This is a genomic window from Methylomagnum sp. (genome assembly GCF_054333355.1).
In genome coordinates this window covers 16690-30768 of sequence record NZ_JBTEKS010000009.1, presented here as the reverse complement: position 1 = coordinate 30768, position 14079 = coordinate 16690, and the positions used below count along the sequence as shown (strand labels likewise).

Below are 14079 nucleotides of genomic sequence, written 5' to 3'. Positions count from 1 at the left end.
GCAGTTCCAGGAAGCCACGAAACCAGGCATCCTCTTCCATGGCGGAATCCTCCATGCCGACCCAGCCCTCGATCCCCGCGAGAACCGCGCAGAACACGATCATGAGGATATCGCTCAACTTGTGTGGCTTGTTCTTGGTTTCCCGGCGAGGATCAACCAAATCGGCAAAATAGGGGCGAGGGTCAGGCAACATAAAAAGCCCTCAATGCACCTCACTCCTTGTCAAGGGGGGAGATAGCGAGATTGCCCTGCGAGTTACGCCGGGTAAATTGATGCTTCCGCCCAAGGTTGATATAGTTGCCGATGGTTGTCCTCGTCCGGCCCCGCCCCACGCCGAATATCCGGCGGCAAGAAAAATAACCGCCGAATCACCGGCTGATTAATCACCAGGCCCAGCGGACGGACAAGCTAACCATTATTCGAAGTATTGTGCCGTGGGCCGTTTGTCACCCCGTTTTAGGCTTTTTTTCGGAAGTCGCCAAAACCGCTTCCCACCTTTGACGACGGGGGGCCGAATCCCGCCGCTCCGGCACGAATTCCGCGCCGCTCCTCCCAAGCCCACCGCGTTTCCGGCCCGCATCGACGGGACCGACCACGGCGGGCCAAGTGGATTACGGTCGCACGTATTACTAAACAAAGGGTTTTTATCGCTAGACCCATGACAAGCGAGTATCGCGCAGCCCGAAGAATCGACGAGTGGCCTGGCCCGCTCGATGGGGTATGAACCCGCCCGGTCAGGCCATGATTTCCACACGCAGAGTAAATGCAAAGATCAAAACACCGGGTTTGATCCACAAAAAGAAATGCCTGCATGAAATCGCTCGCCCGGCTCTTCGGAACAACGCTAAAGGATCAACCGAATGAGAAGAATGTTAATTAATGCCACCCAGCCCGAGGAACTCCGGGTTGCCTTGGTGGATGGACAAAAGCTTTACGATTTCGATATTGAAATACCCTCGAAGGAACAGAAGAAAGCCAATATCTACAAAGGCATCATTACCCGCGTCGAACCCAGCCTGGAGGCCGCCTTCGTCAATTTCGGCTCGGAACGCCACGGCTTTCTCCCCTTCAAAGAAATCACCCCCAACTACCTCGGCCAATCCTTGGACGAGGAATACACCCGCCGCGACATCAAGGGGCTGTTGCGGGAAGGCTTGGAAGTCATCGTCCAGGTCGAGAAGGAAGAGCGCGGCACCAAGGGCGCGGCCCTCACCACCTACATCAGCCTGGCCGGCAGCTATCTGGTGCTGATGCCCAACAACCCCAGGGCCGGCGGCATTTCCCGGCGCATCGAGGGCGACATCCGCTCCGACATGCGCGAGGTGATGAGCCACTTGGAAATCCCCGAGGGCATGGGACTCATCGTCCGCACGGCGGGCGGCGGCAAGACGCCCGAGGAACTGCAATGGGACTTGAACTACCTCTTGCAGCTTTGGGACGCTATTGAGCGCTCCGCCCAGGAGAAGCCCGCGCCGCTGTTGGTGTTCCAGGAAAGCAACGTCATCATCCGGGCGCTGCGCGACCATCTGCGCGGCGACATCGACGAAATCCTGATCGACAGCGAGGCCACCTTCAAGCTGGTGAAAAGCTTCCTCCAGCAGGTGATGCCGCAGTTCATCCAGAAGGCCAAGCTGTACCGGGACAATGTGCCGCTGTTCAGCCGCTACCAGATCGAAAGCCAGATCGAATTGGCCTACAGCCGCGAGGTGCCCCTGCCCTCCGGCGGCGCCATCGTCATCGACCCCGCCGAAGCCCTGACCGCCATCGACATCAACTCGGCCCGCGCCACCAAGGGCGGCGACATCGAGGAAACCGCCCTCAACACCAACCTGGAAGCCGCCGACGAAATCGCCCGGCAACTGCGCCTCCGCGACTTAGGGGGACTGTTCGTCATCGACTTCATCGACATGATGGCGGCCCGCAATCAACGCGCCGTGGAGAACCGCCTGCGCGAGGCCATCAAGATGGACCGCGCCCGCATCCAGTTGGGCCGCATCTCCCGCTTCGGCCTGTTGGAAATGTCCCGGCAACGGCTGCGGCCCTCGCTGGGCGAATCGAGTCTATTGACCTGCCCGCGCTGCCACGGCCAAGGCTCGATCCGTAGCATCGAATCGCTGGCCCTGTCGGTGCTGCGCATCATCGAAGAGGAGGCGATGAAGAAGAACACCGGCAAGGTCATCGCCCATTTGCCGGTGGAGTCGGCCACCTTCCTGCTCAACGAGAAGCGCCAGACCGTCCAGGAGATCGAGAAGCGCCACAATGTCGAGGTGATCGTCGTTCCCAACAAGCACATGGAAAACCCGGCCTACGAAATCCAGCGGGTGCGCTCCACCGACGCGGACGAAGAGGGCGACAAGAAGCCGAGCTACCAAATCTCCAAGCCGGTGACGGAACCCGACGTGCCGAGGTTCTTCAATGAACCCGTCACCAATGGCGTGGAACCCGCCGTCAAGGAATTCCTTCCGACTCAACCGGCCCCCAACAACAACACGCCGAAGACCGGCTCGGGCGGGCTCATCAAGCGGTTCTGGACCATCCTGACCGGCCAGAAGCCGGAGGACGAGCCGGAGACCGCGACGGCGGCAGAAGCCGCGCCGCCACCGCCCGCCGCCCGCCCAGCCCCCACGCCGCGCCCGCCGCAGCAATCCCGTCCGCCCCGGGAATTCAACAAGCCCCAGCGACAAAACGAACCCCGCCCCCCGCGTCCGGTCCCCGTCCCGCCACCGCCGCCCCCCGTGGTCGCGGAACCGCCCGAAGTCCTTGAGACCGACCCGCGCAACGGAGCCACGGACGTGGACCGGGACAGACCGGATGGCAGCGCCGAGCGCCCCCCCCGCGAGGGCGGTCGCCGGGGCGGTGGCAGACGGCGGCGCGGTCGCCGGGGCGAGGGCGGATTTGCGCGGGGCACTGAGCAGGGCCGTGAAAACGGCGGCGAATCCCCGGAAGCTTTGGCTGAATCGGAGGCCGAAGTGGTGGCAGAGGTCGCCGCGCTGGGCTTCGAGGTAGCCGTCGCCGAATCCACCCAAGCCGCCCCGGAAGCGCGTGAAACCACCCTCCCGGAACCGTCGGCCAGCGAACCCGCCGTGGTTTCGGCGCCGTCGGATCGTGAAGGGAATGCGCTTAGCGAGACCTCGGCGGAGAGCGCCGAAACCGTAGCGCCAACGCCGGCCGCCACCGAAGGCGAGACACTGGCGTCGAGTGTCGATCAAGCGGAGGCTGGCGTTGCCGGGACACCCGCAACGGGAAGCCAGGAAGCAGACCAGCCGGAGCAGGAGCCGCGCCGTTCGCTCAACCGGCGGCGGAGTCGGGGTCGGCGCGACAAGCGCTCCATTAAGCGCGAATTCGGGACCGGCGAGACCGCCCCTGCCGAAGACGCGGCGGAGGGCGAGACCGGCGACGATCAGGACGGCCAGCCGCAAACCGAGTTCGTCCAGGGCCAAGCCGAAGCGTCCGACCTCGACGCCACGGGAATCAGCCCAGAGGTCCAAGCCGAGGCCGAACCCGTCCAAGATCGGGTCGAAGCTCCCGGGCTTGACGCGACCGAGATCGTCCCGCCGGCGCAAGCCGAAACCTTCGGCGATGAGGCTCCCGTAACGGAGGCTCCGGCTCCGACTCAGGCCGAACCCGCCCAAGACCAAGCGGAAACATCCGACAAGGCCGATGTCGGGAACAACCAGCCCGCGCCGCCCCAAGCCGCACCCGTGTCCGTGTCCGATGCAGCGGAAACGCCCGACAATGGCGGGGCCGAAACGGAAGTCGCCGCTTCCGAGCAGCCCGCCGCCGAGGCCGTCCAAGTCACGGTGGAAGCTTCCGACCGTGGCGAAACCGACGCTGACGCGCCCGCTCAGCCAATCGACGAAGTCGCCGCCCATGATGAATCGGCACACGCAGAGCCTGCCCCCGCAACGCCTCCCAAACAGGAAGAGCATCAGGGGCATCCGCCCCGATAAGGAAAGCCAGCCCCCGCCACGGAGCAGCCTCCAGCCGAGCAAAGCTCCCGCGACGACGGCTAACCGCCATTCTGGGTGATAAGAGCAAGCCTGTCCGGCGGTCGCCGGGCAGGCCCAAGCCCGCCTCTAGCTCCCTCCGTCCAAATTGAATTAGGATTTACGCAGCCCTTGTCATTCAATGGCTTAAAGAGTTTGTAGTCCCGCCTTCAGGCGGCAAAAAACCGCCTGAAGCCTGTCCTGAGCGTAGTCGAAGGGGCGGGACCACAAGCCAAAAGCTGCGTAAGCCCTATGAATGCTGGCGCACAAGTCCGCGCCGGCCCCTTCGGAAACCGGCAAGACTTGCCTGGCAAGCCCACCGACGTCCCGGAAGCTTCGCTTGTCGCTGGAATGGAATGGATGAACGCGATAGCCGCGTTAAGGCGATTTCCAAAGTTGATCTGGATGTAGGATGGGTAGAGCGTGCTCGCGAAACCCATCGAGCCGGAGACAGGGTGATGGGTTTCGCTTCGCTCTACCCACTCTACAGGTATGTCTTTTCCTGGAAATCGCCTAAGAAGGGAAACCAACCCGCCGAACTGATCCCGGCGGGCCGATTCTAGCGAGAATCTCAGGCCACTTGACCTGCGTCCTGGAGTTTAAGCACGCCGCTCAGTGCCCCCTGCCCGTCCACGGCCAATAAGGCGGTGATGCTGGTCTTGAGCATGATGTGTTCGGCCTCGGCGAACATCAGATCGTCGGAAATGGTGCGTGGCGACACGGTCATGATGTCCACCGCCGTCAGCCCATCAATCCGCTCGTGGTTGAGCAGGGCGCGACGCAAATCGCCATCGGTAATCAAACCACGCATTTGCCCGTCCTCCATGACCACCGTCAACCCGAGTCGGCCCCGGGTCATCGAGACAATGACATCGCGGATGCCCGCCTGTGGCGGATTGACCGGGAAGTCGCGGTGCATGACATCCTTGACCCGTGTCAGCAGCCTCCGCCCCAGGCTCCCGCCCGGATGGAACACCGCGAAATCCTGCGGCTGAAAATCCCGCCGCTGGATCAAGGCCACCGCCAAAGCGTCGCCCATCACCAAGGCCACGGTGGTGGAGGTGGTGGGCGCGAGATTATTCGGGCAAACCTCCCGCTCCACCGACACATCCAGCACCACATCCGCGTTCTTGCCCAAGGTCGAGGCGGGGTTGCCGACCATGGCGATAACCTTGGTTCCGAAGCGCTTGAGGGACGGAATCAGCCGCAGCAGCTCCTCGGTTTCGCCGCTGTAGGAAATCAGGATCGCCCCATCCGACGCGGTAATCATCCCCAAATCGCCGTGGAAGGCTTCCGCCGGATGCACAAAGAAACTGGGCGTCCCCGTCGAAGCGAACGTGGCGGCGATCTTTTTGCCGATGATGCCCGACTTGCCCATCCCAGAGATGATGACCCGCCCTTGGGTCTCCAAAATCAGATTCACGGCCCGGTCGAATTCCGAGCCCAGCCTCGCGCCACAGCCGAGCAACGCGCTGGCCTGTTCCTCGAACACCCGCCTGGCGACTTCCGGCAGGGTTCCCGTCAACTCTATACACGCGGACACGATAGGAAAGCCTCGAACCGTTTATTGGGCCATGCGATGCATGACGCTGGCGAAGCCTTCCTGGCTGGAAAACACCGCTTCGTGTCCCGTGGCGGCGAGAATGAGATCGGCCACTTCCCGGAACGCGCCCTCGCCGCCCTTGAGCCGCAGGCTGTACGTGGCCGCTCGCTTGACGTAATCCGGCGCGTCCGCCACGGCGAAGGACACGCCGCAAGCCCCGAAGGCGGGCAGATCAATACTGTCGTCCCCGATGCAAGCCGTCTGCTCCGCCGTCACCCCGGCCTCGGCGATGATGCCCCGGCAAGTGTCGGCTTTGTCCTTGACGCCAAACCGGAACAGCGACACGCCCAAGTCCGCGACCCGCTTGCGCAAGGTCGCCGAATCCCGCCCCGACACGACCGCGACCTGGATACCGCACTCCTGCAACATCCGCATCCCCAAACCATCGCGCACATGGAAGCGCTTCAGGCATTCGCCCTCCGCGTTGTAATAAATGCCGCCGTCGGTGAGAACGCCGTCCACGTCGGTAATCACCAGCCGGATATTCGCCAGCGATTCAAGCCGGACATCATCGCTAGGCATAATTCCTCTGGAAGTCCATATAGGCAGTGGCAAGCCCATCGCGCAAAGTCGTTTTGGCCTTCCAGCCCATTCCATTCAGCCGTGAAACATCCATTAACTTCCGGGGCGTGCCGTCGGGTTTGGTGGGATCAAATACCAGATTCCCCTGGCATCCAATCACATCCTTGATGATTTCGGCCAATTCACGAATCGTCACATCCTCGCCCACCCCGATATTCACCAGCGGCGGCTCGAAGCGTCCGGTTTGCGACTCGTCGCTGCCCAGCAAACTGTCGAAGGATTCATCCGGCAGATTCATCAGATGAACACAGGCGTCCGCCATATCCTCGCTATACAGAAATTCGCGCAAGGGCGTGCCCGAACCCCAGACCACCACATCCGGCTCACCGCGCTGCTTGGCCTCGTGAAACTTACGGATCAAGGCCGGGATCACATGGGAATTCTCGGGATGATAATTATCCCCTGGCCCATACAGATTGGTAGGCATCACTGCGAGAAACTTGGTGCCATACTGCCGGTTATAACTCCAGCACATCTCAATTCCCGCGATTTTTGCAAGGGCATAAGGCCGGTTGGTGGGCTCCAAGGAGCCGGTCAGCAGACATTCCTCTTTGAGTGGTTGCGGGGCCAGTTTAGGATAAATGCAGCTAGACCCCAGGAATAGGAGCCGCGAAACGTGATTGCGCCAAGCCGCATGGATAATATTGGATTGGATAACGAGGTTATCCCGAATAAACTCGGCTGGATAGGTATTATTGGCATGAATCCCGCCCACTTTGGCGGCGGCGAGAAACACATAGTCCGGTTTCTCTGCCTCGAAGAAGGCATCGGTGGCGGCTTGATCGGTCAGATCCAATTCGTCATGGGTGCGGGTGATGACGTGATTGGAGGTGCCATAAATATCGGCAAGGCGGCGGACAATCGCAGAACCCACCAGTCCTCTATGCCACGCGACAAATATCCTTGCCCCCCCTTGCATACCCTTATTCATGATGATTGTAAGCGTTGAAACCAGCCATCTGCACCAAGGCATCCCGCTTGGCTGCGGAATAATCCGACTCAATCATTTCCGCCACCAATTCCTCGAAGGATATTTTAGGTTGCCAGCCAAGTTTCTCGCGGGCTTTGGAGGCATCACCGAGCAGACTCTCCACCTCGGTGGGGCGATAATAACGCGGGTCCACCCTGACAATCACATCGCCGGGCTTACATTTGGCCCGTTTACCCTCGACCGAAATAACCCGGGCGATCTCGTTACTTCCCTCGCCCTCAAACGCCAAACCGATACCCAATCGATTTGCGGCTTCCGTCACGAATTGCCGCACGCTGTACTGCACGCCAGTGGCAATGACAAAATCCTCCGGGCTATCCTGTTGAAGCATAAGCCATTGCATTTCCACATAATCCTTGGCGTGTCCCCAATCCCGAAGCGCCGATAGATTCCCCAAATACAAACAATCCTGTAAACCCAAGGCTATACGGGCCAACGCACGAGTGATTTTGCGGGTGACAAAGGTTTCTCCACGCACCGGGGATTCATGATTAAATAGAACCCCATTACAGGCATATATCCCATAAGCCTCCCGGTAATTAACGGTAATCCAATAAGCATAAAGCTTAGCCACCGCGTAGGGACTGCGCGGATAAAAAGGGGTTTTCTCAGTTTGCGGGACTTCCTGCACCAAGCCATACAACTCCGAGGTCGAGGCTTGATAAAACCGGGTTCTATCCTGCAATTTCAGGATGCGAATAGCCTCCAAAATCCGCAATGTCCCGAGTCCATCCGCGTTGGCGGTATATTCAGGTTCTTCAAATGACACTGCCACATGGCTTTGCGCGGCAAGATTATAGATTTCGTCCGGCTGTACTTTCTGTATGACCCTTACCAAGCTGGTGGCGTCGGTAAGATCACCGTAATGCAGGATAAAGCGGCGGTCACTGTCATTGGGTTCTTTAATAAGGTGGTCGATCCGGTCGGTATTGAACAATGAAGTCCTGCGTTTGATGCCGTGAACTTCATATCCCTTATCGAGCAAGAGTTCAGCCAGATAGGAGCCGTCTTGGCCAGTGACGCCTGTAATCAGAGCTTTGCGACTATTCATGCTCGCGATGCTTTCCAATGGGATTGGTTTAATAAGTTATGAAATCTGAAAACAGGGTCTATTTGTGACTGGCCCCATCGTCGCACTATAGGGCCATTTCAATTTCAAGGAGCAGCCTAGCGGGTCCACCAAGTCGCTCACATCCAAGTTTTGCAGTCATGTCAAAAAATCAACAACCCAAATTAAATGCGTGAAACGCTCTCTACTCTCAAGCCATTCATTAAATCTGCTTCCTCTCCCGTTCGTCCGCCTTGAAAAATCACCGAACAATCAAAAATACCCAAACCGCCCCAATAACTCGTCAATAGTTAGCCCCAAGGCCGCATTTATCTTAATGCTTGCCTCATTCCGGCTAAGCTCGATTGCCTTGCTTAAAATCACATCCCATTTGGTTGCCGGAATGCACACCACACCGTCGGCATCGGCGAATATGACATCGCCATTTCCGACAAACACATCACCAATTTGTACTTGGCGATTCATGGCATCCATTGTTCCCTCATACTTAATATCTCGACAATAACGGCCATGGGCATAAACCGGCAATCCCAAAGCCGCAACACCATCGACATCCCTTGTCAGGCCATCCACAATGACGCCATGGCAGCCACTCCTAACAGCGAGATGGGCGTTGAGGTCTCCAAAATAAGCCCGATCCTTGACTTCGGTAGAGACGACTATCACATCGCCAGTCCGCAGAAAGGCATAAGAGCGTAGCGCGTCGTAAATCCCCTTCCATTTATCGTTTTCTGAGGGATTGTTATTCTGGTCGCCACTTGGCTGCGCTCGCTCCCCCAGAGCGGTCAGCTTAAGCGTTTTGGCCCGACCAAGAATACGCCCCGGCACTAGTGGCCGTATCGAGGCCGGCAGCGCACAATTGCTAAAGCCCAAATCCTTGGTCAGATCAGAAAGCATACTAGACGTTAGATGCGATTTAATCGCATTAAAAAAATTCACCTCCCGCATCCGCCTTCCGGCACATACTTCTTCGGCAAGGTCCAAGTCTTCTTCATTATTTATATCAATAGCCTCTGTCGGTGTCAGAGGAAAGAGGATTGGGTTCCTACCAAACCTTTTGGCTGGAAAGTCGGGCGCTGAACTCTGCATCATATAAAGCGACATTGCCTCAACTGTCGTGACCGGCAAATTGACGCTATTAGGAATGCGTCCCCTTCCATAATCTGGGTCGCTTCCTGTCCAGGTATAAAATTTACTGGCGGTAACCGCGACCAAGCTGTCCGCTTGGGGATTATCGACTAGCTTTTTCAGCCCTCGCCTTATCGTATCCTCATTAACAAAAGGGGCCGTACACAAACATTGAATATAAATATCGGCACCCGGTATCTGTCGGCAGCTATTTTCAAATAACTCATGGCCATCGGTACTATTGCTCGCCAACATTGGGTCGCGCTTCAAAACGCGCACCGCCAAGTCGCTACATATATTTATAATTTCCTCGGACTCGGTGTCCAGATATACTTCATCAATAACATCGCAGGCGAGCAGTTGCCTCAGCTTTCTCTTGACAAGGTACTCACCATCCAAGACACGCAGGTTCTTCGCATTAATGCGCTCACTGTTACCTTTTGCCGGAACGATAGCGACAACTCTCATTAGGTTTTCTCTTCGACTAACTTGTGAAAGTAAGAGTACAAAGGCGGCTCTCACATGGTGATAAACGCTGGAACCTCGTAAAACGGCAGCTTCTCAATAGGCCGTCCAGATTCACGTGCCAATTCATCGGCAGCCCTTGTGGCACCTTCAACCATATTGTAGTCGTCGAACATAACAATACCGCCTGGCACCATGCGTGACCGCAACTGGTCCAAGCAAAACTTTGTTGGCTCATAAACATCGAGATCAAGATGCAGCAAGGCAATCCGTGTTTGTGGTGCCTGTTCGATAAAAGTCGGCACCGTTTCAAATACATCACCAGCAACTAGGCCAACGTTTTTAAATCCTTTTTTCTTAATCGCTTCTTCAAGGTCTTCAATAGCTATGCCCTGACCACCTTTCTGTTCAAACCTTTTAATAAATTCAATATCCGCCTGGGAGCTAACATTCGATGTGGGAAACACACCAAATGCATCGAAGCCTATAACCTTACGGGCGGCATCGTTTTCAAAGAAATTTCGAAACGACAAAAATCGCATCAAAGATGCGCCTTTATATACTCCAACCTCAACAATGGAGCCAGCCAGATTCAGAATACGTTTATATAATTCATAATGGGCAATTAATTTTGCCAACCGGGACGGATCGGATCGGAGGTAGAAATTATTCTCCACCTCATAAATATCACTTATGGCGTCTAACTTATAATTACCCATACATCACCCTAATTTATACAATGATTGTTAATAACGGAAATTTCGCAAAAAACCCTAATTAAGGTTAATTGAATACCAACATCTATAAAATTTTGCCTTTAAGCATCCATGGCATCCTCAGTCACCCACTGCAATTCTTGCTTAATCGACAGCTTATTCCCGGCAGCCCGGATAAGCGCCTCCTCCATTCCCCATAGAGCAATTGAAAACCTCCTCTCATGGAACACAAGCGCGGCACTGTCCGAATCAGGTAAGATTGCGCCCGAATTAATATCATAAACGTATCTTTCATCAAGACATGACCTATCGGATACAGCGCCCGCCACATGATATATGATAGTAGGTCGCTGTAACAACCAACACGGAATAACGGCACCCGTGCCTTGAGTTACAATAACTAAATCGCAATCCTGAACCTCGTCAATCTTGGCCTCGGCACTGCGACCATAGATTTGAACTTGGCTCAATGGCATATCAAAGTCATGAAGTATATCCACGATAATTCTCTCGATATTATCGATAACCTGAATATCTTTTGGACTTATGTCATGAGCAACTGTCCACCCATCCCACACCACCTCCAATTGCAAACCATGCTCTCGACAGGCCAAGCCTAATTTTTGCAGCACAAATCGAAATACCTCGACCTGGTTCAAGACCCGCTGCTTCTCCGAATCAATTGAAATTAATAGCTTGAAGCGATGATGTTTATCGGGTCTTGCCTCATTCACTTGTAAGCGCCGTCGCTTATCAAGCTCACGGAGCCTGCTCATTTCCAGACGATGACGCAACCATTCGGAATCTTTATAAGTGGAGTGCCGGTAAACCCGATGCACGTCAAGCCCTAGGCCCAGCATACTCTCCGCTGCATCCTTACTCGTAAGTAGCAACAAATTCGCCGCGTTTAGCTCCGGCAGGATGGTTAAAGGGTCCATAAAACACCAATCTCTTACAATGGCGATCAGACCACCTTTGCCAATGAATGGCAATATTAAGTCATCTAGGTTTTTATCTATGTAGGCTAAACTTTGCCTTATATAATGTCCCGGACGGTTATCGCCAATAATAAAGGCACGCCATAATCGTCCACTTCTTGCCAACGTCACCCAAGCGGCAAATTCTCGCGGACGGGTCAAAAACCAAGTCAAAAAAGCATTTAATACCCCTTCATTTTTTTCCATGTAAACATCTAGATTTAAAAATAAATTCTTTGATGGATAGTAAATGCCATAGGCGTTCTTGCCCAAAAGAAAAAGGAAAGATAACTCCGACTCGTCACAACAAATCAAAATTTGGAAGCGGTGCTGAAGAACCCCCCCGAGGATCAAGAGTTCACGATCATGCAATGGAGAGTACAAAGAGCGGGCTTGATATTTATGCTTAAAAAAGTCCTCATTCATGATGTCAAAACGTTTCGCCCAGTTTCTCGGGGAATACCCTTCAAGGGTGCGTTCTTTTAAATCCTGCCCCCACTGACCAGGCTCGGCTCCGCGAAAAAAATTCAGAAACGTGCAATTTTGCAAAACAACGCGCTTTCCATACCTATCCAAGTCCCCTATTCGTCCTGGATACGTGAAGTTCAAAATATCAATTCCACAAAGCGCCGCCAGATATTGAGCTGCTGCCTGCCGCGTGAAATCAATCTCATACGGGTTATTCATAAAACCATAAAGCCCATGATTTTGAAATGCATATTGTCCAATTCAAGCTTGGCGTCTTTGCAATTGAAAGCAAGCAACAAAGAATCATTTTCAACCCTCGCTCAAGGGGCGCTTATACAAATGCAAAACTTCCGTGTGAGTGTTTCTTAAATCAATATAAAATCCCTTCTCAAATAACGCCTTAACCATTTCATTTATCCGCCACTCCCCAGCCTTGCGATAATGCGTTTCCATAATTATTCCATCAATCGAAGACAAATCAGCGTCCTCGAGTAAGTCCGCCTCGCCTCCTTCAATATCAATAATTAAAAAATTAGCGCCATGTTTAGCAATTTCGTCTTCAAGGCATCCAACCGGCACACTCACAGAACGCGCATTTGCCTTGAATGAAAATAAACTGCTTGATACTGGCGACTTATACAGAAACAATTCCACGGTTTCTGGTGCTTGAGTAAATTTAACCCGAGACATCAAAACACGGTTGAATATCTGAATTGGCAAGTTATTGAGCGAAAAATGATTCAATGCGGCCTCAACAGCGGCCGGATTAGCCTCAAAAGTGCAGACATTCTCAGCGCCCACCTGTTTGGCGGCCAACATTGTGATGTATCCAGTACATGCGCCTATTTCTAGAACTTTGTGACCGGGCTTGAGAAGCCGTTTAACCAATCTTGTTTCAAAACTTTCGTAGCCCCCCCTACGAAGCGCCTCCTTCATTTCTTCATGAATGAAAGGGTTGTTGAAATCGATTTTGACGCCATTAGCCTCAAATATTTCATCAGACATTTTGAATCCTCACATCGTCTACGCGATTGAAATTTGGGTATCTATAACGACCGCAAAAAGGTTCCGAAGCTTAGCGCCGTAGCACCAATCGCCGAAACTCCGTGATGCTTTTCAACATAGCGTTTGGCACGGTTGCCAATGGCGATCCGAATATGGTCATCCCGTAGCAACAACTCCACCGCCGGCTCTAACGCGGCCTGCTCGACCAGAAAACCATGCTCGCCCTGGCTCAAGCCACCCAGGATGGTGCTACGGTAGGCAATCACAGGCAAGCCACAAGCCATGCCTTCCACAATGGCACGAGGCAATCCTTCCATGGTCGCGGTGTGAACCATAATTTTTGATCGTTTAAGCACATTGAAGACTTCGGCGTGCTCCAATCGTCCCATGAAGCTCACATTTTCAGGATTTGGAGCAAGCTTTAAAAGTTCATCATACTTTTTCCCGGCGGCACCAACCAAGGCTATCTTAAATCGTTCCGAGAATTTAAGAAGGTCAATTTGATTCTTCCGTTTTTCATGAAAGTTTCCTACATTAACAATATCAAACTCTTTGATTTCAGTTTTTCGGTCTATTTTGCAATAGTCAAAATTAATATATTTCGGCATAACAAATGCGCGATTCATGCGCACAAAAGAGCTGAAATATGTATTTAATTGCTCGGCGTATTCTCCGAAAACAAAGCTGGCTTTTTTCAATATCCGATCAGTGATGCTGCCACCCACGATAAAACCAAAAGGAATACCTGGGAAGTGGTCGTTAATATAACGGTTGATTTCGTAGCTTAGCCCTTTGAAAATTATCAAATCCGGCCTGAACTCCTCGAGTTCACGGGCCATCACTGAAGAAACTTGTCGATGCGGAATCAAGGCTGAATCATCGGCAGGGCAAAAGGTCACATGCACATGTCCCTGCAAAAAAATATCTTTCTCGACAAACCCGCCTTTAAACATCCTGAAAACACGGGTTTCTATTCCCGCCTTTTCTTGCAGCGCCTCGCAGAATGTCATTTCTCGTATTGCGCCGACCATACTACGATCAGCATGGCTCATAACTAATGCAACTCGCATCCGTTTATCTCCAAGCATT

General features: G+C 54.0%; 10 protein-coding genes and 1 pseudogene. 1 reads left to right on the top strand and 10 read right to left on the bottom strand.

From position 1 onward, the window contains the following. Positions 1–193 (bottom strand): transposase family protein (locus ACXWUF_RS01855; RefSeq protein WP_458492947.1); only part of this gene is annotated, 193 nt, incomplete at its 3' end. 667 nt (positions 194–860) lie between these two features. Here ACXWUF_RS01855 and ACXWUF_RS01850 point away from each other — a divergent pair. Further along, positions 861–2630: pseudogene (locus ACXWUF_RS01850) on the top strand (Rne/Rng family ribonuclease); the annotation flags it as partial. Positions 2631–4557: 1927 nt separating this feature from the next. Here ACXWUF_RS01850 and ACXWUF_RS01845 read toward each other — a convergent pair. The 9 genes from ACXWUF_RS01845 to ACXWUF_RS01805 all read right to left on the bottom strand — a co-directional run bounded on the left by ACXWUF_RS01845 (position 4558) and on the right by ACXWUF_RS01805 (position 14060). Then, on the bottom strand, positions 4558–5529 hold the full coding sequence (locus ACXWUF_RS01845) for a KpsF/GutQ family sugar-phosphate isomerase (RefSeq protein WP_458492946.1): 972 nt from the start codon (positions 5527–5529) through the stop codon (positions 4558–4560). A gap of 21 nt (positions 5530–5550) precedes the next feature. Beyond that, positions 5551–6111 (bottom strand): KdsC family phosphatase, encoded by a 561-nt coding sequence (locus tag ACXWUF_RS01840; protein ID WP_458492945.1) that lies wholly within the window; start codon positions 6109–6111, stop codon positions 5551–5553. Next, positions 6104–7174 carry a GDP-L-fucose synthase family protein gene (locus ACXWUF_RS01835; RefSeq protein ID WP_458492944.1) on the bottom strand — a complete coding sequence of 357 codons (1071 nt, stop codon included), beginning with the start codon at positions 7172–7174 and terminating at the stop codon, positions 6104–6106. The genes ACXWUF_RS01840 and ACXWUF_RS01835 overlap by 8 nt, the downstream gene beginning before the upstream one ends. Further along, on the bottom strand, positions 7095–8213 hold the full coding sequence (gene gmd / locus ACXWUF_RS01830) for a GDP-mannose 4,6-dehydratase (protein WP_458492943.1): 1119 nt from the start codon (positions 8211–8213) through the stop codon (positions 7095–7097). Before gmd ends, ACXWUF_RS01835 begins: the two co-directional genes overlap by 80 nt. 270 nt (positions 8214–8483) lie before the next feature. After that, positions 8484–9827 (bottom strand): RraA family protein, encoded by a 1344-nt coding sequence (locus ACXWUF_RS01825; RefSeq protein ID WP_458492942.1) that lies wholly within the window; start codon positions 9825–9827, stop codon positions 8484–8486. A 50-nt stretch (positions 9828–9877) separates the two neighbouring features. Continuing rightward, on the bottom strand, positions 9878–10543 hold the full coding sequence (locus ACXWUF_RS01820) for a TylF/MycF/NovP-related O-methyltransferase (RefSeq protein WP_458492941.1): 666 nt from the start codon (positions 10541–10543) through the stop codon (positions 9878–9880). Between the two features lie 98 nt (positions 10544–10641). Continuing rightward, entirely contained in the window at positions 10642–12204 is a 1563-nt protein-coding gene (locus ACXWUF_RS01815; RefSeq protein ID WP_458492940.1) for a hypothetical protein, read from the bottom strand. Between the two features lie 90 nt (positions 12205–12294). Further along, on the bottom strand, positions 12295–12990 hold the full coding sequence (locus ACXWUF_RS01810) for an FkbM family methyltransferase (RefSeq protein ID WP_458492939.1): 696 nt from the start codon (positions 12988–12990) through the stop codon (positions 12295–12297). A gap of 41 nt (positions 12991–13031) precedes the next feature. Then, the gene (locus ACXWUF_RS01805; protein ID WP_458492938.1) at positions 13032–14060 is read right to left on the bottom strand and encodes a glycosyltransferase family 4 protein; all 1029 of its coding nucleotides are present in this window, start codon (positions 14058–14060) and stop codon (positions 13032–13034) included. Positions 14061–14079 lie beyond the last annotated feature (19 nt).